The sequence below is a fragment of the Mesorhizobium sp. P2_D5 genome (assembly GCF_056404355.1).
In genome coordinates this window covers 1,455,087-1,478,693 of record NZ_JBFUEE010000001.1, presented here as the reverse complement: position 1 = coordinate 1,478,693, position 23,607 = coordinate 1,455,087, and the positions used below count along the sequence as shown (strand labels likewise).

The 23,607-nt window shown below is 62.5% G+C and carries 20 protein-coding genes; 11 read left to right on the top strand and 9 right to left on the bottom strand.

What is annotated here, in order from left to right:
* The first annotated feature begins 6 nt into the window (after nucleotides 1-6).
* The 4 genes from AC1DYW_RS06855 (at nucleotide 7) to AC1DYW_RS06840 (ending at nucleotide 4,172) form a co-directional block, all read left to right on the top strand.
* On the top strand, nucleotides 7-669 hold the full coding sequence (locus AC1DYW_RS06855) for a hypothetical protein (protein WP_477225530.1): 663 nt from the start codon (nucleotides 7-9) through the stop codon (nucleotides 667-669).
* Nucleotides 670-700: 31 nt separating this feature from the next.
* Nucleotides 701-1,435: a 16S rRNA (uracil(1498)-N(3))-methyltransferase gene (locus tag AC1DYW_RS06850; protein ID WP_477225529.1), complete on the top strand. Its 735-nt coding sequence runs from the start codon at nucleotides 701-703 to the stop codon at nucleotides 1,433-1,435.
* Between the two features lie 245 nt (nucleotides 1,436-1,680).
* Nucleotides 1,681-3,054, top strand: a complete 1,374-nt coding sequence (locus AC1DYW_RS06845) for a glutamate--cysteine ligase (protein ID WP_477225528.1) — start codon at nucleotides 1,681-1,683, stop codon at nucleotides 3,052-3,054.
* Nucleotides 3,055-3,158: 104 nt separating this feature from the next.
* Nucleotides 3,159-4,172, top strand: a complete 1,014-nt coding sequence (locus AC1DYW_RS06840; protein ID WP_477225527.1) for a DUF937 domain-containing protein — start codon at nucleotides 3,159-3,161, stop codon at nucleotides 4,170-4,172.
* A 165-nt stretch (nucleotides 4,173-4,337) separates the two neighbouring features.
* Here AC1DYW_RS06840 and AC1DYW_RS06835 read toward each other — a convergent pair whose 3' ends face one another.
* Complete coding sequence (locus AC1DYW_RS06835; protein ID WP_477225526.1) at nucleotides 4,338-4,628, bottom strand: DUF1127 domain-containing protein; 291 nt, start codon at nucleotides 4,626-4,628, stop codon at nucleotides 4,338-4,340.
* A gap of 177 nt (nucleotides 4,629-4,805) precedes the next feature.
* On the opposite strand from AC1DYW_RS06835, the gene AC1DYW_RS06830 reads away from it, so the two are divergent.
* Nucleotides 4,806-5,762: a LysR substrate-binding domain-containing protein gene (locus AC1DYW_RS06830; protein WP_477225525.1), complete on the top strand. Its 957-nt coding sequence runs from the start codon at nucleotides 4,806-4,808 to the stop codon at nucleotides 5,760-5,762.
* Between the two features lie 24 nt (nucleotides 5,763-5,786).
* Here the strand turns inward: AC1DYW_RS06830 and AC1DYW_RS06825 are convergent, their stop codons facing one another.
* Complete coding sequence (locus AC1DYW_RS06825; RefSeq protein WP_477225524.1) at nucleotides 5,787-7,997, bottom strand: bifunctional diguanylate cyclase/phosphodiesterase; 2,211 nt, start codon at nucleotides 7,995-7,997, stop codon at nucleotides 5,787-5,789.
* Between the two features lie 119 nt (nucleotides 7,998-8,116).
* On the opposite strand from AC1DYW_RS06825, the gene xseA reads away from it, so the two are divergent.
* Entirely contained in the window at nucleotides 8,117-9,682 is a 1,566-nt protein-coding gene (gene xseA / locus AC1DYW_RS06820; protein ID WP_477225523.1) for an exodeoxyribonuclease VII large subunit, read from the top strand.
* A gap of 4 nt (nucleotides 9,683-9,686) precedes the next feature.
* Complete coding sequence (locus AC1DYW_RS06815) at nucleotides 9,687-10,817, top strand: DmpA family aminopeptidase (RefSeq protein WP_477225522.1); 1,131 nt, start codon at nucleotides 9,687-9,689, stop codon at nucleotides 10,815-10,817.
* Nucleotides 10,818-10,878: 61 nt separating this feature from the next.
* On the opposite strand, the gene AC1DYW_RS06810 is transcribed toward AC1DYW_RS06815, so the two are convergent.
* Together AC1DYW_RS06810 and AC1DYW_RS06805 are read right to left on the bottom strand one after the other, a co-directional pair.
* Nucleotides 10,879-11,133 (bottom strand): hypothetical protein, encoded by a 255-nt coding sequence (locus AC1DYW_RS06810; protein WP_477225521.1) that lies wholly within the window; start codon nucleotides 11,131-11,133, stop codon nucleotides 10,879-10,881.
* A 445-nt stretch (nucleotides 11,134-11,578) separates the two neighbouring features.
* Nucleotides 11,579-12,031, bottom strand: a complete 453-nt coding sequence (locus tag AC1DYW_RS06805; protein WP_457154309.1) for a lipocalin-like domain-containing protein — start codon at nucleotides 12,029-12,031, stop codon at nucleotides 11,579-11,581.
* Between the two features lie 404 nt (nucleotides 12,032-12,435).
* Between AC1DYW_RS06805 and AC1DYW_RS06800 the strand changes: the two genes are divergently transcribed.
* The gene (locus AC1DYW_RS06800) at nucleotides 12,436-13,146 is read left to right on the top strand and encodes a YjbE family putative metal transport protein (protein WP_477225520.1); all 711 of its coding nucleotides are present in this window, start codon (nucleotides 12,436-12,438) and stop codon (nucleotides 13,144-13,146) included.
* A gap of 49 nt (nucleotides 13,147-13,195) precedes the next feature.
* Here the strand turns inward: AC1DYW_RS06800 and AC1DYW_RS06795 are convergent, their stop codons facing one another.
* From AC1DYW_RS06795 to uxuA, 4 genes are all read right to left on the bottom strand, one after another.
* Nucleotides 13,196-14,221: an NADP-dependent oxidoreductase gene (locus tag AC1DYW_RS06795; RefSeq protein ID WP_477225519.1), complete on the bottom strand. Its 1,026-nt coding sequence runs from the start codon at nucleotides 14,219-14,221 to the stop codon at nucleotides 13,196-13,198.
* 29 nt (nucleotides 14,222-14,250) lie between these two features.
* Nucleotides 14,251-15,573 (bottom strand): LLM class flavin-dependent oxidoreductase, encoded by a 1,323-nt coding sequence (locus tag AC1DYW_RS06790; RefSeq protein WP_477225518.1) that lies wholly within the window; start codon nucleotides 15,571-15,573, stop codon nucleotides 14,251-14,253.
* A gap of 373 nt (nucleotides 15,574-15,946) precedes the next feature.
* The gene (locus AC1DYW_RS06785; RefSeq protein ID WP_477225517.1) at nucleotides 15,947-16,966 is read right to left on the bottom strand and encodes an isopenicillin N synthase family dioxygenase; all 1,020 of its coding nucleotides are present in this window, start codon (nucleotides 16,964-16,966) and stop codon (nucleotides 15,947-15,949) included.
* Nucleotides 16,967-17,291: 325 nt separating this feature from the next.
* Nucleotides 17,292-18,476 carry a mannonate dehydratase gene (uxuA, locus tag AC1DYW_RS06780; RefSeq protein WP_477225516.1) on the bottom strand — a complete coding sequence of 395 codons (1,185 nt, stop codon included), beginning with the start codon at nucleotides 18,474-18,476 and terminating at the stop codon, nucleotides 17,292-17,294.
* Nucleotides 18,477-18,669: 193 nt separating this feature from the next.
* Between uxuA and AC1DYW_RS06775 the strand changes: the two genes are divergently transcribed.
* A complete protein-coding gene (locus tag AC1DYW_RS06775; RefSeq protein ID WP_457154361.1) occupies nucleotides 18,670-19,455 on the top strand; it encodes an SDR family NAD(P)-dependent oxidoreductase in 786 nt (261 codons plus the stop codon).
* 564 nt (nucleotides 19,456-20,019) lie between these two features.
* Here AC1DYW_RS06775 and AC1DYW_RS06770 read toward each other — a convergent pair.
* Nucleotides 20,020-21,282 carry a DUF763 domain-containing protein gene (locus AC1DYW_RS06770; RefSeq protein ID WP_477225515.1) on the bottom strand — a complete coding sequence of 421 codons (1,263 nt, stop codon included), beginning with the start codon at nucleotides 21,280-21,282 and terminating at the stop codon, nucleotides 20,020-20,022.
* Between the two features lie 195 nt (nucleotides 21,283-21,477).
* On the opposite strand from AC1DYW_RS06770, the gene ku reads away from it, so the two are divergent.
* Both ku and AC1DYW_RS06760 read left to right on the top strand, forming a co-directional pair.
* Nucleotides 21,478-22,314 (top strand): non-homologous end joining protein Ku, encoded by an 837-nt coding sequence (gene ku / locus AC1DYW_RS06765; RefSeq protein WP_477225514.1) that lies wholly within the window; start codon nucleotides 21,478-21,480, stop codon nucleotides 22,312-22,314.
* A gap of 458 nt (nucleotides 22,315-22,772) precedes the next feature.
* The gene (locus AC1DYW_RS06760) at nucleotides 22,773-23,291 is read left to right on the top strand and encodes a hypothetical protein (protein ID WP_477225513.1); all 519 of its coding nucleotides are present in this window, start codon (nucleotides 22,773-22,775) and stop codon (nucleotides 23,289-23,291) included.
* The last annotated feature ends 316 nt before the right edge of the window (nucleotides 23,292-23,607 follow it).

The following is a 23,607-nucleotide window of genomic DNA, read 5'->3' as shown; positions in this document are numbered from 1 at the left end:
AAAACAATGCCACTGCAGAACCGGGTCGATCCGTTCGGCGCCATCCACGCCGTGCCCGAGCGCGGGCTGTTCACCGGCAATCGCGGCATCATCCACGATCCCGAGACAAAGACGCTGCTGAAAAAGCGCTGGGCGCTTCCGGCCTGGATCATCTGCGTGTGCCAATTCCGCGACGTGCGGCGCGAGCCGATGGGGCGCAACCGGAAGAGCGACGACCATTTGGGTGGCAAAGCGGGCTGGACCGAGCTGTTCTTCCTCGACGAGGTAACGGCGCTGGCGGCCGGGCATCGCCCCTGCTTCTTTTGCCAGCGCGAACGGGCCAAGGATTTCGTCGGCCGCTTCGGCGATGCCTTCGGCATTGCCGAGCCACGCGCGCCGCAGGTCGACAAGCGGCTGCACAAGGAGCGGCTGGCGTCCGGTGGCAAGCCCCCGATACTGGCCCTTAAGGACCTTGCCGGTCTTCCCGACAGTGCCATGCTTGCTGATGGCGGCACCGCCTATGCCTTGCGCGGCGGAAAGGCGCTGCGCTGGTCTTTTGCCGGATATGGCCCACCCCGCGATTTCAGCCTGCTCGAAGGCAAGGCGCTTGCGATGCTGACGCCTGCCACGACGCTCGCCGTCCTGCAGCATGGCTTTCGACCGGTGTGGCATCCGACCGCCGAGGCTTGACGCCGGCGGGCGGCTCGCTCATTCCTCGGCGATGCGCGCCAATTACAAGATGCAACGCCTGTTCGTGCCCGACGACCTCGGGCCCGAGATCGAGTTCGATGCCGGTCAGCAGCAGAGCCACTATCTGCTGCATGTGCTGAGGCTTGGCGAAGGCGCCGAAATCCTGGTGTTCAACGGTCGTGACGGTGAATGGTCGGCGGCCATCGCGGCGAAGACAAAAAGGGCGGTGCGGCTGAAGGTGCTGACGCTGCAACGGCCGCAACCGCCACTGCCCGATCTCATCTACTGCTTTGCGCCGCTGAAGCAGGGCCGGCTTGACTATCTCGTGCAGAAGGCGGTCGAAATGGGCGCCGGTGTCCTGCAGCCGGTCATCACCCAGCACACGCAAGTGGCAAAACCTTCCATCGATCGCCTGCGCGCCAATGTCGTCGAGGCCGCCGAACAGTGCGGCATCCTGGCGGTGCCGGAGGTGCGTGAAGCCGAAAAGTTCGACCGCCTGCTGACCGGCTGGGACAGAGAGCGGCGGTTGATCTTCTGCGACGAGGACGCCTCGACCAACAATCCGCTGCCGGCTCTGCAGGCGGTCAAGGAAAAGAAGCTCGGGCTGCTGGTCGGGCCGGAGGGCGGCTTCTCCGATGACGAGCGCAAGATGCTGCGCGCCCTGCCCTTCGTCACGGCCATTCCGCTCGGACCGCGTATCCTGCGCGCCGATACGGCGGCGGTGGCAGCACTTTCGGTGATCCAGGCAACCGTCGGAGACTGGTGAGACTTCATTCCTTGCAAGGGACGGAGAGCGCAGTATCGTTCAATTCCTGTTGACCTGTGGCTCAGGATTTTTCGCTTGATCGACTACTGACATTTCGTCCATCTAGCGCCGGCGGTCGTCCGACCGTCCTACAACTCCGCGTGTCCTTTCGGACGCGCAAAGGACGCTGTAACACTTGAAGGGGCACGTGATCCTTTCCGAAAATCGAAAGCCGATCTTCGGGATTATGTGCGGAGGGCTCTATCATGGCGCGCGACACAACCGATTTCCGCCCGATCGAAGGCGTCGATGAACTCGTCGAGCATCTGGCCGAAGGCAACAAGCCGCGCGACAAATGGCGCATCGGCACCGAGCACGAGAAATTCCCGTTCTATGTCGACGGCAACGCGCCTGTGCCCTATGGCGGCGAGCGCGGCATCCGCGCCATCCTCGAAGGCATGCAGCAGAAACTCGGCTGGGATCCGATCATCGATGACGGCCGCATCATCGGCCTGGTCGAACCGACCGGCCAGGGTGCGATTTCGCTAGAGCCGGGTGGCCAGTTCGAGCTGTCCGGCGCGCCGCTGGAGACGATCCACCAGACCTGCCGCGAGGGCAATGCGCATCTGGCACAGGTGCGCGAGATCGCCGAGCCGATGGGCATTCGCTTTCTCGGCCTTGGCGGCAGCCCGAAATGGTCGCTGGCCGAGACGCCAAAAATGCCGAAGTCGCGCTATGAGATCATGACGCGCTACATGCCCAAGGTCGGCACCAAGGGTCTCGACATGATGTACCGCACCTGCACGATCCAGGTGAACCTCGACTTCGAGAGCGAGGCCGACATGCGCCGCAAGATGCAGGTGTCGCTGAAGCTGCAGCCGCTGTCGACGGCATTGTTCGCCAATTCGCCGTTCACCGAGAGCCGGCCGAACGGATTGCAGAGCTGGCGCGGCGACATCTGGCGCGACACCGACAACCAGCGCTCGGGCCTGCTCGAATTCTGCTTCTCGCCCGATTTCGGTTTCGCCGACTATGTCGAATGGGCGCTCGACGTGCCGATGTATTTCGTCATCCGCGACGGCCACTATCACGACATGACGCACATCACCTTCCGCCAGTTCATGGCCGGCGCCGCGCGCAATGAAGTGCCGGACGGGCTGCCGACGATGGGCGACTGGGCGAACCATCTGTCGACACTGTTCCCGGACGTGCGGCTGAAGCGTTTCCTCGAGATGCGCGGCGCCGATGGCGGGCCGTGGCGGCGCATCTGCGCGTTGCCGGCTTTCTGGGTCGGATTGCTCTATGACGAGGCAGCGCTCGACGCCGCCGAGGCACTGACCTCAAGCTGGACATATGACGAAGTACTGGCGATGCGCAACGCGGTGCCGGAACAAGGCATTTCAGCGCCCTTCCGCAACACCACGCTGCGCGAGATCGCCCGCGACGTGATGGTCATCTCGCGCATGGGCCTGAAGAACCGCGGCCGCAAGAACCGCGACGGCTATGACGAGACCTCGTTCCTCAACACGCTCGATGAAGTGGTCGCACGCGGCACCACCAGCGCCGAGGAGATGCTCTCCGCCTACCACACGCGCTGGGGCGGCTCGATCGAGCCGGTCTTCATGGAATACGCCTACTAACCCTGCGAGTGCAGGCGCGGCCGATTGATTGGCAAAAGCCGCTTCAATCGGCCATCGAAACGAATTAGGCTCTCCACCCTAGGATTTCCCGGAGGAGAAAGCCGATGCCTACCTTGTTCGATATGCTGGCGCAGGCCCAGAACGGCAACGGCATTCAGACCCTTGCCCAGCAATACGGGCTTTCGATGCAGCAGACACAGGCGGCCGTTGCCGCTCTGCTGCCGGCCTTTTCGCAGGGGCTGCAGCGCAACACGGCCGATCCCTATGGGCTCGGCGCCTTCATGACGGCGATGGCGAGCGGCCAGCACGCCAAGTATTTCGAGGACGCGACCCGAGCCTTCTCGCCGCAAGGCGTCGATGAGGGCAACGGCATTTTGGGGCACCTGTTTGGCTCGAAGGACCTGTCGCGGGCCGTGGCCAGCCAGGCGGCGCAAGCCAGCGGCGTCAGCCAGCAGATCCTGCAGCAGATGCTGCCGGCGATCGCCTCGATGGTCATGGGCGGGCTGTTCAAGCAGACGACAAATCAGATGCAGGCGGCCGGCGGCCTTGGCGGCGGCAACAATCCGCTCGGCGAGATCATCGAGCAGATGATGCGGCAAAGCGGCATGCAAGCCCCCGCTCCACAGCCGCGCCAGGCACCGCAGCCGCAGAATCCGATGGACAGCCCGCTCGGCAAGGTTTTGCAGGACATGTTCGGCGGCGGTGCCCCTCAGCCGCAAAGCCAGCAGCAGCCGACACCCAATCCCTATGGCGACAATCCGCTCGGCAAGGTGCTGCAGGACATGTTCGGCGGTGAGGCACCGCAGCCGCAGCCATCGCAACCGCAGCAGACCCAGAGCCCTTATGGCGACAACCCACTCGGCAAAATCTTCGAGGAGATGCTGCGGCAAGGTGGTGGCGGCTTCGGCGGGGGCGGACAGCCCGCGCCGCAACTGCCACAGGCACCACCGCAGCGGCAGGCGCCGCAGCCGCAGACCAATCCGAGCGGCCGGCCGAGAAACCCCTTCGACGACCTGTTCGGCAAGATGTTCGAGACCGGCGCCCAGCAGCGTGACGAGTATCAGAAGGGCGTGGAAACGATCTTCGACCAGTTCAAGCGGGACATGGATCGGCGCTAGCACCAATTGGCACTTCAAAAGAAAAGCCCGGTCCTGGGAGGACCGGGCCAGAGTGCAGGCGGGCCGGCGGGGATCCGGCAGGGAGTGGGGCCTGCATACTCGTCAGTCGCGTCGAACCTCAAGAAGGTTCACGGCAACCGATTCGATAGCAACCAAGCCAGGCGATCAGGCCACCTGGCGGGCGAAATGCTCGATCGTTTCGACGCGATCGCTGGCGATTTCGCGCAAGATCTTCGTCGGATCGCGGCCAAACGGTATGTCGATGGCGACATGGAGGTCGGCGCGCGTCAGGCCGATATCGGCGAGTTCGGAATCCGACATCTCGCCAAGGCGATAGAAGGCGCGGCGGTTTTTCCAGGCGCGGTAGACGTTGGAGACGGTGTTTGCCACGCGCGTCGCAACGGCCGGACGCGAGGTGATGCGCGAGGTCTCGGTGGCGAAATCAAACGTGGTCATGTCGGTCTCCTTCAGACTCGAACGGACAAAGCCCTGCCATCGGCGCTGGCGACAGCGTCCGTTTCGGCTTCGATTCACATGCCTTCATGTGGACAATGACAATTTGCCATCGACCGATTGATTAATCCAACGAATGTTTCTAATCCTAGGCATCAACACTAGTGATGGATTGGACCGATGAAAGCGCCACTCGATCTCGATCAGTTGCAGACCTTCATCTCGATTGCCGACACCGGCAGCTTTACGCGGGCGGCCGAAGAGGTGCACCGGACACAGTCGGCAGTATCGATGCAGATGCGCCGGCTGGAAGAGCGGATCGGCAAGCCGCTGTTCGAAAAGGACGGGCGTACCAACAGGCTGACCGAGGAGGGCGACAAGCTGCTCTCCTATGCGCGGCGGCTGCTCTATCTCAACCGCGAAACACTGGCCGCCTTCGACGACCGGCGGCTCGAAGGCACGATCCGCATCGGCACGCCGGACGACTATGCCGACCGTTTCCTGCCCGAGATCATGGCGCGCTTCACGCGCTCCAATCCGCGCGTCGAACTGACCGTCATTTGCGAGCCGACGCCAGGGCTGGTCGAGCATATCAAGCGCGGCAATCTCGACCTGGCGCTGGTGACGCACAACGATGTACGCGGCCAGTCGGAAGTGGTGCGGCGCGAGCCGCTGCTGTGGGTCACCTCCGCCAACCATGCGACGCACGAGCAGCAGACGCTGCCGATGGCCTTTGGCCGGCCGAATTGCATCTGGCGGCGCGCCGCCGTCGACGTGCTAGACCAGCAGAACCGCGAGTATCGCATCCTGTTCACCAGCTTCTCGGCGACCGTCATCACCGCCGCCGTACTTTCCGGCCTAGCGATCTCGGTGCTGCCGGAATGCGCGCTCAGGCCCGGCATGCGGGTGCTGGGCGAAGCCGACGGCTTCGGCGCCCTGCCCGACTGCCGCATCGGCATCATGCGCGGCCAGACGTCGCGACCGGAGATCGTCGATGCACTTGCCCGCCACATTTCGGAAAGCCTGGACAATATTTCCGTGCCGATCGGTGAAGAGACCGGGACTTTCGACTTCGCCGCCCTCGCCTATGCCAAGATGAAGCGGACGAAGCCGAACCAGATCCTGCCGGGCTGGTAGGTCAGATCCTCCCTGGCAGGAGGGTCAACCAAGAGCCGAAGCCGACCTGCCCTCGCCGGGCGACGGGCCTGCGAGGGCCAGCATCTGGGCCGGCTCCAGCGGCGGTGACAGCAGATAGCCCTGCAACTGATGGCAGCCCATGCCGACGAGCAGGGCCTTTTGCTCCTCGGTCTCGACCCCCTCCGCAGTGACCTCGACGTCAAGAGCGATGGCAAGGTCGACCAACGCCTTGACGATCGCGGTGGAGCTTCGATCATTGTCGAGAAGGCGCACGAAGGAACGGTCGATCTTGAGCTTGTCGATGGCATGGCGGCGCAGGTAGTTCAGCGAAGAATAGCCGGTGCCGAAATCATCGAGCGCAACCCTGATGCCCGTTTGGCGCAAGGCCGCCAGTACCGTCCTGGTGGTGTCGTTGTTTTCCAGTAGCACACTCTCGGTGATCTCAAGTTGCAACCGCGCCGGCGCCAGCCCGGTCTCGGCAAGGATCAACGCGACCTCGTCGGCGAACCCGGCATCGCGCAGCTGTAGCGGCGAGACGTTGACGGCCACCCAGGGCAATTGCGTGCCGACGGCGAACCGGCAGGCTTCGGCCAGTACCCATTTGCCGAGTTCGCCGATCATGCCGCGTTCCTCGGCAATGGCGATGAACTGTTGGGGCGGCAACGCGCCATGGATCTCATGCGCCCAGCGGATCAGCGCTTCGGCGCCGGCGATCGTCCTGCCATCCGCGGCGAAAATCGGCTGATAGGCCAGTTTTATCCCGGTCCCGCCGCCAAGGGCGCTGCGGAGCTCGTTCTCAACCTTGCGCTTGTGCAGCAGGAGGTCGTCCATGTCGCCGGCGAATATCTGATGGCGACCGCGGCCGTTCTTCTTGGCCTCGTAAAGCGCAATATCGGCCTTGCGCAGCAGATCGTCAGCATCGACTTGCGGACCCGACGCCAGGGCAATGCCGATGCTGGCGCTGACGAAGACCTGATCGTCCATCAGCCTGAACGGCTCCTGCATTTTCCGCAGCAGCCGTTCCGAAACATCCTCGGCCGCCCTGATGTCGCGAACATCGACCAGAATGAGCGCGAACTCGTCGCCGCCGAGCCGCGCCACCGTGTCGATTTCCCGGACTGTCTGCTGCAGCCTGGTTGCCGTCTGGCGCACAAGCTCGTCGCCGGCGGGATGGCCGAGCGTGTCGTTGACATGCTTGAAACGATCGATATCGAGATAAAACAGCGCTATCCTAGCCGTATCGCGCCCGGTCGCGAGCAAGGCCCGTCGCAACCGGTCCTCGAAGAGAGCCCGGTTGGGGAGGCCCGTCAGCGTATCGTGAAAGGCGAGATACTGCGCCTGAGCCTGACTGGTCTGCAGCGCCAGCGATGTCCGCCGCAGGCGCCGCAGGAGAAAGATCAATGCACCCGCGGCAAACAGCACGCCGGCGACCAATGCCGGGCCCGCCTTGCGCACCAGCGTCAGACCGGGGCGCTCCTGATCCCAGCCGATGTAGCCGAGAATGACACCGCGTGAATTCATCAGCGGAATGGCGACGGTGCTGACCGGTTGCGACAACAGCAGCAGGTGCGCGCCATCGAGCAGATATTTTTCGGCGATCTTGCCGATGACAGCGTCGTTGATGAACTCGATCGAGACATGCAGATATTCGCTGCCCGGCGCCTGGGTGACGCGGTCCGAACTCGGCACCAGCGGTGCGATGCTGAGGATCGCGGGCTTGCCCGCAAGCGACACGAGGTCCTCGGCGACCATTTTGGTCGGGCCGCCGGATGCGTTCTGCTGCGGCGGTTGAGCGATCAGCTGGCGCAGCTTTTCGATGGTGGGCCGCAAAGCAGGCTCATCCGCGCCGTAGACGGCCAGCGGCATCACCTTGCCTTCCTGCATGGCGTGGATCGGCCGGTTTGCCTCGTCCAGCACATAGACACGGTTGTGACCGTAGTAGGTGTACATCCAGACGCTGATGTTCTCGACCATCCATTGCTGGTTGCCGGCCTTGGCGTTGAGGATGGAATCGTCCCAGACCGAGATACTTTCCTGCTCGCGCTCCACGGTAGCGATCTGATCCTGCAAACCGTTGGCGAAGAATATCTTTTGTCGCTCAAGCGAGGCACGATCGGTCTGCACGGCCGCGTAGAAGCCAAATCCGACGACCATGACCAGCGCAAAAGCGGCAAGCGCCAGCACGGTCAGCGTGACCTGATACGTCAATGGGCTGCGATGTCCGCTTGCGCTCATGCGTCCTTGGCCAGCTTCGTTGGATTCAACTCAATCAAAGCAGGCTTAACATCGCGTTATGACGTGTGGTCCGTCACAGGCGCCTTGACGTGGGCGTTCAACCGTTCCCCAATCGGCCAATGAGCGAGGCAGCATCCGAATCACGCACCAACGCCACCGAATACACGGTGAGCGAGATTTCCGGCGCGCTGAAGCGCACGGTCGAGGACGTGTTCGGCAATGTGCGGGTGCGTGGCGAAATATCCGGCTATCGCGGGCCGCATTCGTCCGGTCATGCCTATTTTGCGCTGAAGGACGACCGCGCACGGCTCGACGCCGTGGTGTGGAAGGGCACGATGAGCCGGCTGAAATTCCGCCCCGAGGAGGGGATGGAGGTAATCGCCACCGGCAAGCTCACCACCTATCCCGGCAAATCCAACTACCAGATCGTCATCGACAATCTGGAGCCAGCCGGCGCCGGCGCCCTGATGGCGCTGCTGGAAGAGCGCAAGCGCCGGCTGCAGGCCGAGGGCCTGTTCGACCCCGGCCGCAAGCGGCTGCTGCCGTTCATGCCGCGCGTCATCGGCGTCGTCACCTCGCCGACAGGTTCCGTCATCCGCGACATCATTCATCGCATCAAGGACCGGTTTCCATTGCATGTGCTGGTCTGGCCGGTGCGCGTGCAGGGCGAGACGGCGGGCGCGGAAGTGACCGCCGCGGTCAATGGCTTCAACGCGCTGGCCTGGGACGGTGCCATCCAGCGCCCCGATCTGCTGATCGTGGCGCGCGGCGGCGGCAGCCTCGAAGACCTTTGGGGCTTCAACGACGAGGCGCTGGCGCGTGCCGTTGCCGCTTCCGCCATTCCGGTGATCTCGGCTGTCGGCCACGAGACCGACTGGACGCTGATCGACCTCGTCGCGGATCGCCGCGCCCCGACACCGACAGGTGCCGCCGAAATTGCGGTGCCGGTGAAGGCCGACCTCGAAGCGACGCTTGCCAGCCTTGGCGCGCGGCTCAAGGCGGCGGTCTTGCGCAATTTCGAGCGCAAGCGGCAGGCCGCCCGTGCGGCCGCCCGCGCGCTCCCCTCGCCCGATCAATTGCTGGCGCTGCCGCGCCGCCGCCTCGACGAGGCGACAAGCCGCCTTGGCCGGGCGCTGTCCGTCAGCGTCGACCGCAAGCGGGCGCGGCTTCAAGGCCAAAGGCTGACGCCGGCCACGCTGTCGCGGCGCATGAATGAAGCCCGCACGCTGACCGGCCGCGATCTCGCCCGCGCGCAAGCGGCATTTTTTGCCATCGTGCGAGAGCGTCGCGCACGATTTTCGCGCACCGCGACGCGGCTTTCGCCGGCCCCGATCGCGCGGCGCCAGAAGCTGCAAGGGGACACGCTGGCAGCACTGGCGCGGCGACAGGATCGGGTGATCTCCGTCCGGCTCGAGCGCCTGCGCGGACAATTGAGCCAGGCCGATCGCCTGTTAACCACGCTTTCGCACAAAGCCGTCCTGGCGCGCGGCTTCGCCCTGGTGAAGGACGCCGACGGAACGGTGATCAAACACGCGGCCGAAGTGGCGTCGGGAATGGCGCTCTCGCTGGAGTTCGCCGACGGCACCGCCGATGCGATTGCCACCAGCGGCACGGCAAGGCCGAAAGCCGTGGCCAAGCCGGCGGCCAAGGCCAAAGAGCCCGGCAATCAGGGATCGCTGTTCTGAGATCATGACCGACAATCCGAACCATCTGGCAACGCCTTCCGGCAAGCCGCGCGCGCGGCGTTTCGGCATCGGTTTCGACGGCACACCCGGTCCGTTCAACGCGATCACCGATGTGCCGGGCGTCGCCGTCGGTTACACGACGCTGATTTCAGGCGATGGCGCGCTCGTCGTCGGCCAGGGACCGGTGCGTACCGGCGTCACCGCGATCCTGCCCCGGCCGCGTGCCGATCTTGCCACGCCGGTCTTTGCCGGCATCTTCAGCCAGAACGGCAATGGCGAACTGACCGGCTCGCACATCGTCGAGGAAACCGGCGCGTTCAACTTTCCGATCACCATCACCAACACGCATTCCTGCGGTGTTTCACGCGATGGCACGCTGCGCTGGATGCAAAGCGTACTGCCGGCGGCACTCGACAGCGCCTGGGGCCTGCCGGTGGCGGCGGAGACCTATGATGGCTTCCTCAACGACATCAACGGCCACCATTTGACGTCAAAGCATGTTGCGCAGGCACTTGACGGTGCGGCCAGCGGACCGATCGAGGAAGGCAGCGTCGGCGGCGGCACCGGCATGATCACCTTCGGCTTCAAGGCCGGATCCGGGACCGCGTCGCGCATCGTCGACTGGCACGGCCGTGCCTACACGGTCGGCGCCTTCGTGCAGTCGAATTTCGGCAAGCGGCACAATTTTACGGTTCGCGGCCTGCGCGCAGGGCCAGAGCTTGCCGAGCCGGCGATCCGGCAGGGCACGCCGCGTGCCGAAAAGGGCTCGATCATCGCCGTCATCGCCACCGACGCACCATTCCTGCCGCATCAGATGAAGCGGCTGGCCCGCCGTGTGCCGCTTGGCGTCGCCATGACCGGCGGCTTCGGCTATCACAGTTCAGGCGACATCTTTATCGCCTTCTCAACCGCCAATGCGAGCGCGGCGCTGGCACCATCCGGCCGCATCGCCAGCGCCGATTTTGTTCCCGACACCGACATCGATCCGTTTTTCGATGCGGTGATCCAGAGCGTGGAGGAATCGATCCTCAACGCCTTGGTCGCCAATGACGACATGAGCGGACGCGACGGCAATTTCGTGCCGGCGTTACCGAAAGTGTGGCTGAAAGAGAAATTTGGCGGAGGGGATGACTGATACGAAGACGCGGGCCGAATAGCCCGCGTTCAGACGGTTACCCTTGAATTGCTCTAAGCGGCTATTCTGCGGCTTTGCTGGGGGCCTGCTGGTTCTCGTCGGCCTCGGCCGCTTCCTCGAGCCGGGAGGCAATCAGTTCCTGAATGTCGCCGACTTCTTCCTGGATATCCTCCAGAGGGATGCCGACCTCTGCCGCCTTGGCAGCGCATTCCTTGGCCAGAGTCTCGGCCTGCTTGTCGATCCTGGCGTGGGATGACTGGCAGTGGACCTTTTCGCCTATCCATCCCCGCAAGAACTCGATCGCGTGTTCACTCATACTGCTGTTCCCTGGCGGCAAAGCCGGTTGGTAATCATAAACGCCGACACCCCGCAAAGGATGCATGGTCCCATACGAACCGAGTCGTCGCCAGCCGGCAAGCCGATCTTGTCCAAGGTCCACAGCGTCAAAGGAAATCGAGGGGTCAAGAGCATTCTGTTTCTGAGGGGTCGGTACCGTTGGCTGGGATCACGCCCAGCTTTGCGCCACTGTTTCTATTTGCTTTTTTCCGGTTTCCGAGCCGATTTCGTCACAATAGATGGCGCAATCCGTAACACATTTACAGTCGCTTCGGCGGCGCTGCCCTGAGGCGCGCGGGTCGAAGCCGCCGGTATATAGTGACATCCTCACGCAATGTCGACTCTGCTCGCCATCAGGTAGTGTCTCAGTTTGAAATCTTGCGATGCGGTCGATGCCGAGACCTGAGAGGCAGATCGACCCAGGGTCATTTCTCTCGCACATAGGTCACTTCGTGAATAATCTCTCGCCCGTCGAACGGATTTTGGGTGGGGGGCGAGGTGTAAGTCAGCGTATGTTCGTCGACTTTGCAGAACCGCACCTGTTCCGTGCCACTCCATGCTTCATTCCAGCTCATGTCGACATGATGGACAACGCGATCTGACTCAACCGTATAGCTGCCCGAATAGGCGAACATCGAGTCGAACAACGCAATCTTCTCTTCGTCGGATGGCGGCAAACGCTGCGGCCGATTGCGATTGTTCCTAAGGATAAAGAAAATGACGCGCTCAGGTGTATAGATGACGATGCCATGAGGTTCCTGACCCAGAGCTGGCTGCCGCTCCCCGGTCGAAACGTCTCTCGTCATCCAAGACGTCATTCGCCAGCTTCCAAGCAGGAGTTCGCGGCGAATTGGTTGAACGGGCATATCTTCAGCCATTGCCCACACCTCCGTTATTTCTTGGCAACCGCTCTCTATACCATCCGCGTGGTCCCGGCCTCGGCGCATCCGGGCAGTCTGGACGGCATATGGAATGAAATCTCCCTATGCTTTGCGGTAAGTATATAAGAGTTCGGCCCGGATCGCGACCAGCGAGCCTTCAAACCGAGACACGACCGGATCATGCGCATCGAGAACGGCGCAGCGAATGCCGCCGCTGCGTCCAAGCCGATAATGTGCTGGAGTTCATGCCGCCATTGACGCTGCCGCAGGACGAGGTGCGGTGGCAACGGGCCACCCCTATCTTGCCGGAAGCGAAGCCCCATATGCATGGTAGGATCCACTCGTCTTGCTGAGTCCTGCCTAGGGCACGGAAAACTGCGAACGACAGGGAAGCTTACCGGATGTCCCTTGGGATCGATCAGGCGACGATCACAGCCTATCTGGAAGTCATCACCATCAATCTCGTTCTGTCGGGCGACAATGTCGTGGTGATCGGCATGGCGGCCGCGGGCCTGGCAAAGGCGCTGCGGCAGAAGGCGATCATCGCCGGCATCGCCGCTGCGGCTGTCATCCGCATCGTCTTTGCCGTGGTGGCCGTGCAGTTGCTGGCGATCCCAGGCATCATGCTGGTCGGCGGTCTGCTGTTGTTCTGGGTCTGCTGGAACATGTTCGGGGAATTGCGATCCGCCGGCGATGCCGATGACGGGGACGATGCAGACGCCGATCCGACCGTGGCTTTCCTTGCGGCGACACGACCGGCCAAGGCGCTGCGCACAGCGATCGTGCAGATCGTCGTTGCCGACGTTTCGATGTCGTTGGACAATGTGCTCGCCGTGGCAGGTGCTGCCAGCGACGACATGGATGCGCTTGTCTTTGGCCTCATCCTGTCGGTGGTGCTGATGGCGATCGCCTCGACCCTGGTCGCGGCGCTGCTGGCCAGGCATCGCTGGATCGGCTGGCTCGGCCTTGCGGTCATCGTCTATGTCGCAGGCAGCATGGTGCTGGATGGCGTCGAGCAGTTGAAAGCGCTCGACTATTGGACGGCTCTTTCAAGAACGTCGAACTCGATGGGAGCCCCAACAATTAGAGTCTCCATGCGGGGCAAGGAATGAGCGACCATTTCTGGATTCAAATTCCGGAAATCCTCTTTGGGCAAAGCCCTCAGGGATTTCCGGCGACCCGCACGATGAGCTTGCCGAAATTCTTGCCTTCGAGAAGGCCAAGGAAAGCTCGCGGCGCGTTCTCTATTCCATCCACGATATCTTCCCGGTAGCGAACGCGGCCGGTTGCTATCCAGTCGGCCATGTCGCGGTAGAATGCCGGGCGCTGGTCGACGAATTCACGCTGGATGAACCCCCTGATCGTCAGGCTGCGGTGGAGCACCTGCTGCATCAGCGTCGGCAGCCTATCGATGCCGGACTCCGCGATGACATTGTATTGCGCGATCAACCCGCAGACCGGCACGCGGGCAAAATCGTTCAACAGGGGGAACACCGCATCCCAGACAGGGCCGCCGACATTCTCAAAATAGATGTCGATGCCATCAGGGCAGGCCGCCTTCAGCCGCGCGGCAAAATCATCGGCACGGTGATCGACGACCGCATCGAAGCCGAGCTCCTGCCGCACGAAAGCGCATTTGTCAGCGCCGCCGGCCATGCCAACGACACGCGCACCCTTGATGCGGGCGATCTGTCCAACGGCTGACCCGACCGCGCCGCTGGCCGCCGCCACGACGACCGTCTCGCCAGGCTTTGGCTGTCCGATCGTGAGCAGGCCGGCATAGGCGGTGAAGCCCGGCATGCCGAGAACGCCGAGTGCCGTGGTGACGGGCGCCGCCGCGGGTTCGAGCTTGCGCAGCCCGACGCCGTCGGACAGTGCAAAGCTCTGCCATCCCGAGTGCGACAGGACGACATCGCCTTCAGCGAAGCCGGCATGGCGGGATCTGACGACACGCGCAACGGTGCCGCCTTCCATCACGCCGTCGATCTCGACCGGCTTGGCATAGGATTTGGCGTCGTTCATCCGCCCGCGCATATAGGGATCAAGCGACAGGTAGAGGATCTGCAGGAGGAGTTCGTTCTCCGCCGGCTCGACAATTTCAACCGTCTCGATACGAAAATCGCCTGGCTTCGGCCGGCCTTGCGGTCGCGCTGCAAGCACGATGCGGGTGTTTGTCTGGGCTGACATTTGGGGACGACCTCGCTGTCAAGGACACTCTACTCGAAAAACCGGTTGGGCGGCCGCTTCAGGCCAAGATTCTCGCGCAATGTCGTTCCCTCGTACTGCCGCCTGAATATCCCCCGTCGCTGTAGTTCGGGCACGACCTTCTCGACAAAGTCGTCGAGCCCGGCGGGCAGATAGGGAAACATGATGTTGAACCCGTCGGAGCCCTCGGTGACCAGCCATTCCTCCATTTCGTCTGCGATCGTTTGAGGTGTACCGACGAAAGCAAGGCCGGAATAGCCACCCAGCCTCTGGGCAAGCTGCCTGACGGTCAGGTTCTCCTTGCGCGCCAGTTCGATGACACGCTCTCGGCCGCTCTTGCTGGCATTGGTTTCGGGGATTTCGGGCAAGGCCGCGTCCGGATCAAAACCGGACGCGTCATGCCCGATCGCGATCGACAGCGAGGCAATGCCGCTCTCGTAATAGACGAGGCTGTCGAGCTTCGCCCGCTTGGACTGCGCGTCCTCGACGCTGTCGCCGACGACGACAAAGGCGCCGGGCAGGATCTTGATGTCGTCGCGCGAGCGGCCGAGTTTCTCCGCACGGCTTTTGACGTCGGCGAAGAAACGTTGCCCGGCGGCGAGATCGGCATGCGCGGCGAAAATGACTTCCGCCGTCTCTGCCGCCAGTTGCCGCCCAGCCTCCGACGCGCCGGCCTGGACAATAACCGGCCAGCCCTGGATTGGCCGGGCGATGTTGAGCGGCCCGCGCACCGAGAGATGCTTGCCCGTGTGATCGAGCACATGCAATCTGGAAGGATCGAAATAGAGACCGCTTTCAGCGTCGCGGATGAAGGCATCGTCAGCGAAGCTGTCCCACAGGCCGGTCACGACATCATAGAATTCCCGCGCCCGCCGGTAGCGCTCGTCATGCTCGACATGTTCGTCGAGGCCGAAGTTGAGCGCCGCATCGGGGTTGGATGTGGTGACGATGTTCCAGCCGGCGCGGCCGCCGCTGATATGGTCCAGCGAAGCGAAGCGGCGGGCGATGTGGTAGGGCGCGTCGAACGTCGTCGATGCGGTTGCGACCAGCCCGATATGATCGGTGACGGACGCCAGCGCCGACAGCAGCGTGAACGGCTCGAACGACGTAACCGTGTGGCTGCGCCGCAGCGCCTCGATCGGCATGTTGAGAACGGCCAGATGGTCGGCCATGAAGAAGGCGTCGAACTTCGCCGCCTCCAAGGTCTGGGCGAAGCGCTTCAGATGCGCGAAATTGAAATTGGCGTCGGGATAGGCGCCCGGATAGCGCCAGGCGCCTGTGTGCAGGCTGACAGGGCGCATGAAAGCGCCAAGCCGCAATTGTTTCTGTGTCATGGAAATCGTTCCGACCGATCAATATGGTCGAGCGCCATCGCTCGAATCCTGATCTTTAGGATCGGCCGGTCCGCTCAGCCCGGGAAGGTATTCCGTTGCGCCGCGCCGGGTTTTTGCAGCAATTCCGTTTGCGATCCAGGACCGCAGCACAAAAAATGGCCGGGCTCGAATGCGGCCCGGCCAAAAGAAGGTTCAAACCTTCAGAGGGGAACACCGCTCAGCGGAATGGGAGGAGACCGCCGAACGATTTTACCTTTTTGAGCTTATTTCCGCGACTTGGCGACGAATGACGTTCCAAAGAACACGCAAAATGGCGAAAATCTGTTCGGCATTGAGCAAAACCGGGCCACTTTTGGGCGACATGCATTGGGCTTCACAGGCGTTCCGCTCCAGTCTGGAGAAGGTCGGCATAGTGGCGGCGCGCCACGTCGGGATGCGAACGCAGACGGCTTTTCAGGACATTGGTGCCGACATCGCGGAACAACGGGTTGTCCGGGTCGCTTGCCGGTCCGCGTGCCTCGGCCGCCAGCTCCTCGGGCAAATTCAGCAGCGGTATCGTCGCATCCAGCCGCGCGCTGAAGAAGAAGGGAACGGAAATCCGCTCGACGCCGGCAGGCGGCGTCACGACGCGGTGAACGGTGGCGCGCAGATACCCATTCGACGCCAGTTCGAGCAGTTCACCAATGTTGACGACAAGCGTTCCGGGGAGCGGGTCCACATTCACCCAGCTGCCGTCATATTCAACCTGCAGCCCCTTGTTGTCGTCCTGCAGCAGCAGCGTCAGGAAGCCGCCATCCTTGTGCGCGCCGACACCCTGGTCGCCATCCGTCGCGTTGCGCCCGGGGTAGCGCACGATCTTCATGCGATGGTTGGGCGAGTCCCTGTAGATCGCGTCGAAGGCGTCCTCGGGCTGATCGAGCGACAACGCGAAGGCTTTCAGCAGCCGGATCGCCACAGCCGTAGCCCTGGTCTGCCATGCCAGCAGCGCCGGCTTGAGATCGGGCAATGCCGAGGGCCATTGGTTCGGTCCTTGCAGCCGTGTCCAAGGCGCAATTCCCGGCCCTTGCGGGATGGGCTGGCGCTCGACGCCGATGTCGAGTTGTTCACGCCAGTCGGCGGCGCCCCTGGTCAGTTCACCGCCGGCGCGCGTGTAGCCGCGAAACTGCGATGACTTGACCATTTCGATCGCCAGCTTGTCGGTCTCCGGCAAGGCGAAGAACCGGCGCGAGGCATCGAGCACTTCATCGGTCTCCGAAGCCGAAATTCCGTGACCACTAAGATAGAAGAAGCCGACGTCGCGGGCCGCCGTACGCAGGTCCAGGAGAAATGTGCGGTGCTCGGACGCTCCTTGTTCGAGACGGCTCAGATCGAGTACCGGCACAATTCTGGGCATGGCCAGGTTCCTTCTTTTCTCCGCCCTTGCCGAGGAGAAGTAGAAGCGACCATCGGCAAGCACTCGAGGCGTGGATCGTGCATCCAAGGTGCCACGCAGGGGCAGCCGATCAAAGCAATGGGCACCCCAATCTCGGCACCAACAGAAGAAAGTCAGCGCTGCATATTGTGGCCCGAGGGCAAAATAATATTCCCAACGGATGTTTCATGCATATTGCGACGAGACATAGATCGGAGACGTTTATGCGGACTTCCGCATGAACTGAAGGCCCGGGCAGGTTGGCCGTTGCGCCCGGATCCCTTCTCGGGCTGTTTGCCTGATGACTTCAAGCCAGCCCGAAAGTCTCCACGGCGCGCATGATGCCGCGCAGTTCGGCGAGGCCTTTCAGCCGGCCGATCAACGAGTAGCCGGGATTGATCCTGGTCTTGCCGATATCGTCGGCAAGCAAGTGGCCGTGATCGGGGCGCATCGGGATGCGCCAGTCGGCGCGACCTTCCCTGCTGCGTCGCGCCTCTTCCTGCATCAGTGCGAGGATGACATGCGCCATGTCGGTGCCACCTTCGAGATGCTCGGCTTCATAGAACGAGCCATCCTCCTCCATGGTGATGTTGCGCAAATGGGCGAAATGGATGCGGTCGGCGAATTCCTTGACCATGGCGACGATGTCGTTGTCGGCGCGCGTCCCGTAGGAACCGGTGCAGAATGTCAGGCCATTGGCGGGGCTGTCGACGGCGTTGAGAATAAAACGCGCATCCGCGGCGGTCGAAACGATGCGCGGCAGGCCATAGAGCGAGAAGGGCGGATCGTCAGGATGGATGCACATGCGCACCCCCTCCTGCTCGGCCACCGGAATGATCTCGCGCAGGAACCAGGAAAGGTTGTCGCGCAATTCCTTCGGACCGATAGCATCGTAGTCCGCCAGGGCCTCGCGAAAACTGTCACGGTCGTAGCTGCGCTCTGTTGCCGGCAGGCCGGCGATGAGGTTGCGCTCGATCCTGTCGATCTGCTCGTCGCTCAATTCCCTTAGTCGCGTTTCCGCCTCGGCAATGCGGGCGGCGCTGTAGCCGGCCTCGGCATTCCTGCGTTTCAGCACGAACAGGTCGTAGGCCGCGAAATCGATCGCATCGAAACGCAGGGCGTAGCCCGTCGTCGGAAGCCGATAGGCCAGATCGGTGCGGGTCCAATCGACCACGGGCATGAAATTGTAACAGACCGTTGTGATGCCGGCCTTGGCAAGGGCGCGGATCGTGTCGCGATAGTAGCCTGCGTAGCGCTCGCGCTCCGGCGCACCGATCTTGAAGGAATTGTGGACGGGAATGCTCTCGACGACCGACCAGGTCAGCCCTGCCGCCTCGATGATCTGCTTGCGCTCCAGAATGCTCTCAAGCGGCCAGGCGCGCCCGTCATAAATGTCGTGCAACGCCGAAACGATGCCCGTCGCGCCCGCCTGCCTGACATGATCGAGCGTCACCGGGTCGTTCGGTCCATACCAGCGCCAGCATTGTTCCATTACCGCTTTCCTTCTGCGAGGACGGCAACCTATTGTTGGACCGCAACGAGTGTCAAACTAAAGCGCGTCGCGTTTGAGCGGATTCAGGCGACGCGCTTTAGGTCCTTGTTTTTATGCATGTCGTTGCCCCAAAACCGGGGCCACTTTTGGGCGACATGCATTAAGAGCCACAGCAAATAACGGAGTACCCGCAATGAAGGATTTCGACGGCAAGGTCGCTCTGGTGACGGGTACGACCGGGATTGGCCTCGCAAGCGCTATACGCCTGGCGGCAGGTGGTGCCGCGATCATCGCCTGTGGCATCGACCGCGCGGCCAACGCGGCGATGCAAGCGCAACTGGAAAGCTCCGGGCCAGGCGTGCTGGTCATAGACACCGACGTCTCTGTGCCGGATCAGGTTCGCGATGCGGTCGCGGCCGGCGTCGAGCGGTTCGGCGGCCTCGATATCATCGTCAATTCGGCGGCGGTCCATCCATACGGAACAGCTACCAGCACCGATTTCGAGACCTGGAACAAGGCAATGTCGGTCAATGTCGGCTCGATCTACCTGACCGCGCATTTCGGCATTCCGGAAATGATCCGGCGGGGCGGCGGAGCCATCGTCAACGTGGCCTCGGTGCAGGGTCACGCTTGCCAGCAGAATGTCGCCGCCTATGCGACGACCAAGGGGGCGATCCATACGCTGACGCGCTCGCTGGCGCTCGACTACGCGCGCTCCGGCATCCGCGTCAACTCCGTGAGCCCCGGCTCGATCCGCACCCCGATCCTGGAAAAAGCGGCACGCGGCGAAAACGGCACCGATGCCGATGTCGAGGCCGCCTACAAGCGCTTCGGCGAAGCGCATCCCATCGGGCGCATCGGCGAGCCGGAGGAAGTGGCGGAACTCATCGCCTTTCTGTGTTCGGCCAAAGCCGGGTTCTGCACCGGAGCGGACTACAAAATCGATGGCGGCCTGACTGCCGGCATCGGCGTGAAGTAGAGCCATGTAGATCGGTTTTGGCCTTTACCGGGAGTCGCCGACATCTGACGACCCCCGGCGCGACCGCTTTTGGCGGGCGCGGCGCTGAAGTCTTCATCGCCAAACTGGCAAGTTTCTTGCCACCGCGAACCTCGACCAACACCGACTTCGGGTTTTTAAACAGATTTAGCTCGGCATCTAGGCGCCTCGCGAGCGCTGCGGCCGTGGTCGCGGTAGCTCGCCCGGTTAGGGCGGTGGCTGGCACCCCGAGCACGGGGGAACGGCATTCTCGATGAGCTGGACAAGCCGGTAGACGACCTTGTGGAGCCGGGTCCTGATAGCCAGAATGACGTCGAACCCGTGCAGTACTATCGATGGAGGCGGCAGCGTGTATGGAGGCCGCGGCGTGGATGGCGCGTGGTTTGCCGTCGCTACTGGCGTCGAGGCCGCTGGCGCGCCGGAGATGTTTCCGCCAATCCTACTGGATCCGTTTCTATTGAAATCCCGTAAACCGCGAAGGCTCCGGCATTTGTTGGAGCCTTCGCAAAGAATTTCAGGGCCGAGGGATAGGGCCTTCGGCTGACGTCATTCCTCGGTGCCGGATCGAACTGCCTGTGCTTGCGGCGGTGGTTCCCATCCGAAAACACTGCGTCCGCCCAGCATGTGCGACTGGTCGAACTCGCCTGCCACGATTTCCTTCAGGCTGGGACCGGTGACATAGCACTCGACCTGGCGTGACTGGTCGTCCAGCCGTCTCAATGCATCGATTTCCTCGGTGCGGCCGAGCTTCGCCTTGTGAACGGCCGATTTCAGCACGCCGATCGTCTCGTCATAGACTTTCAGCGGCACCGGGAATGGGTGTCTGTCCTTGCCGCCATGCGCCAGCGAGAACCGGCCGGGGTCCGAGAACCGGCATGGCGCTCCATGCACGACCTCGGCCACCATCGCCAGCGCACGCACGGTGCGGGCACCGACGCCTGGCACCAAGAGCAGCTCCGAGAAATCGGCAGGCCCGCGCTCGACGGCGGCAGCGATATTGCCGTGCAGGCGGCGCATGACGACGTCGCTTTCGCGGACGTCATGATGGGCCGGCATAATCAGATGCGGCAGCCGGGGCTGCGCGGGAGCGAGTGGCGAGCCGTGCTCCAGCAAGGCGAACTCTTTCACGATGCGATCGGGACCCAGATCCCGCAACAGCTCCAGTTGGCCGTGACGCGAAGCATCGGCGCGCCGGTCGGTCAGATTGACGATCTGGCCCTGATTGGCGCCTTCGATCGCGGCATGCGGCTGCTCGACGAAGCTCGTCAGCCCCTCGGACAGCCAGTGGTAGCGACGCGCCACCTTGCTGTCGCCGTTCATGCCTTGTTGCACCACGACCCAGTCGCCATCGTCGGTAACGATGAAGCCATGAAGGTAGAGGTCGAAGCCGTCCTGAACGGCGGCGCTATCGACCTTGGCGACCAGCCGACTGGCCTTGGCCAGGCCCGACCCGTCGAAACCGACGCGCTCGCCGATCAATGTCAGTTCGTGCGGAGTCTTGCGCGAATGGGCGCCACGTCCGCCACAGACATGGATACCGAGTTCGCCGGAGAGTGGAGACAGGCCGCGTTTCAGGGCGCCGACAACGCTTGTCGTGATGCCGGAGGAATGCCAGTCCATCCCCATCACCGCGCCGAAAGACTGGAACCAGAACGGGTGTGCCAGGCGGCGCAGCAATTCGGTGCGACCATAGTGATGGATGATCGCCTCGCACATCACCGCGCCAAGGCGCGTCATGCGATCACCGAGCCATTTGGGCACGCGACCGCCATGCAGTGGGAGATCAGCACTTCCAGATCGTTGCGCCAATTTCTGCCGCCCGCGTTGCTCGTTGATTAGAGATAGGTGTTGCGCACCTATCAGGGAAGCCTGCCGTCGCCCTTGCCAACGGATCGCACCCCGCGGGTTCGTCGGATTTTCCGATCCCGAGCGTAGCGGAAACGGATGGGGGCAAACCGTAGGAACGATTTGCATGGAAACCCGTTTGCCCTGACTGGAAACAGGATGAGCAAAATGGTCGCCCCGCGTGCTGCCTGGAAGGGTTTTTTGAAGGTTGGGTCGGTGTCCTGCGGCGTGAAGATCGTCGGCGCCACCAGCGAGGCGTCGAAGGTTCATTTCAGGATATTGAACCGCAAGGACGGACTCCCGGTCAAAAGCGTCTACGCCGACGAGGACACTGGAAAGCCGGTCGACGCGGAAGACCAAGTGAAGGGTTTCGAGGTCGAAAAGGATGAGTTCCTCCAGATCGAGCCCGACGATATCAAGGCGCTCAAGCTGACGTCGAAGCATACGCTCGAGGTCGGCGAGTTCGTGTCGATTGACGAGATCGATACGCGCTATCTGGAGAAACCCTACTATCTGATTCCGGCCGATGGCGCCACTGTGGAGGCCTATAGCGTGATCCGCGATGCCATGAAGAACAAGGGCGTCGCCGCACGATCCTGCGTCGTGCTGTATCAGCGCGGCCGCGAGGTTCTGATCCAGCCCTATGGCAAGGGCATGGTGATGACCGAGCTGCGCAACCACAATGAAATGGTCTCGCAGGACAGCATGTTCGATGGCTTGAAGACGCAGAAATATGATCCCGAACTGCTCGAAATCGCCGGCATGCTCATCGATAAGAAGGTGACGACTTTCGATCCTTCAAAGTTCGAGGACACCTACGAAGATGCGCTGATTGCCATGATCGACGCGAAACGCAGGGGCAAGCAACCGCCGAAGCCAGCGCCGAAGCCGAAAGAGAACGTCATCAACCTGGCCGAAGTGCTGAAAAAAAGCCTCAAACAGGAAGGGTTGGGGCCGCCTAAAAAGAGCGCCCCGCCGAAACGCAAGACCGCTTAGCAGCTGTCGCACCTGGCGCGCGCCAACACGCTAGAATTGATCGAAGTGGAGAACGGCAGCCACGTGGTAGGCCGGCACGGTTGCAGCCTTCGGGGTGGCGCTGGGCCGTGCCGGCCAGTGCTGGGGCTTCGAGGGACCAGCGACGATCAGGCTATAGGCATATTAGCAATCTCGCAATTAAGCCAAATGGCCTATCCTGCGCGGATATCGCGAAGGATGCGCATGCGGTCAGCTCGCCATCGCGTTCGCAAACGATCTCATTCATAGCGGCACTACAGCAATTTTCCCCAAGCCCTGGACACCGCAACGCCGCAAGTTGTGGCGGCAATGTTCCGGCGCCGACATGGGCTTCCATCGCAAAATTCCACAAGTCGGCGTTCTTGCGGCAGGCGGGCGCGACAATGGCCGGCAGGGCTGCTCTGGCAGTTTGGTTCTTTTAGCTGGAAAGGCGTAGGACGATGACGATTTCTCCGTTTCTCACCGCTCTCGGATCCGAAGGTCCCCCAGCCGACCGGGCGAAGGACATGGCCCTGTATGGATGGCTGGTTGGAAGTTGGGAAATGGATACGGTCCACCACCTCGACGACGGCACAATGCAGAAATGGAATGGAGAATGCCATTTTGGCTGGGTGCTTGGAGGCCGCGCGATCCAGGACGTTTGGATCAGGCCCAAGCGGCCTGCGCCGTCAACGATGTATGGCACGACATTGCGCATCTTCGATCCTGGGATCGACGGCTGGCACATCCTATGGAACGACCCGCTCAACCAGGATCACTCGCGCCAGGTCGGGCGGGCCGAGGGGAAGGACATCGTCCAGCTCGGCAACGACTCGCGCGGTTTGAAAACCCGATGGCGTTTCACTGAGATCACCGCCGACAGCTTCCATTGGATCGGCGAGGAAAGAGATTCCGAGAGCGACCCCTGGCAAATCACCTATGAACATTTTGCGCGCCGACAAAACCCCGAAGCCAGGTAGCCGTCGAAAGGAAAAGGCCGTCGTTTTTCCACGAACGACGGCCCCATGCTTGCCTGCCCGCCACCCCCCAGGACAGCATGGAGCTCCATTAGAGCAGGCTAAAATTTGCCGTCTATAAACTTTGACATAGAGGGCGGAAAGATTTTGCCGCCCTGATTGCGGCGATGTTCCCCAGGGAGTTTTTCGGACTAGGACAAATTACTAGCCGCCCCCTGAAGCGCGTCGCGCCGGTCCCGGCATAGCTTTGGCGGCTACGCACGCGACCGCCATCGACATAAGATGATTCCACCCGTCATACTAAGTGATTGATTCTGTT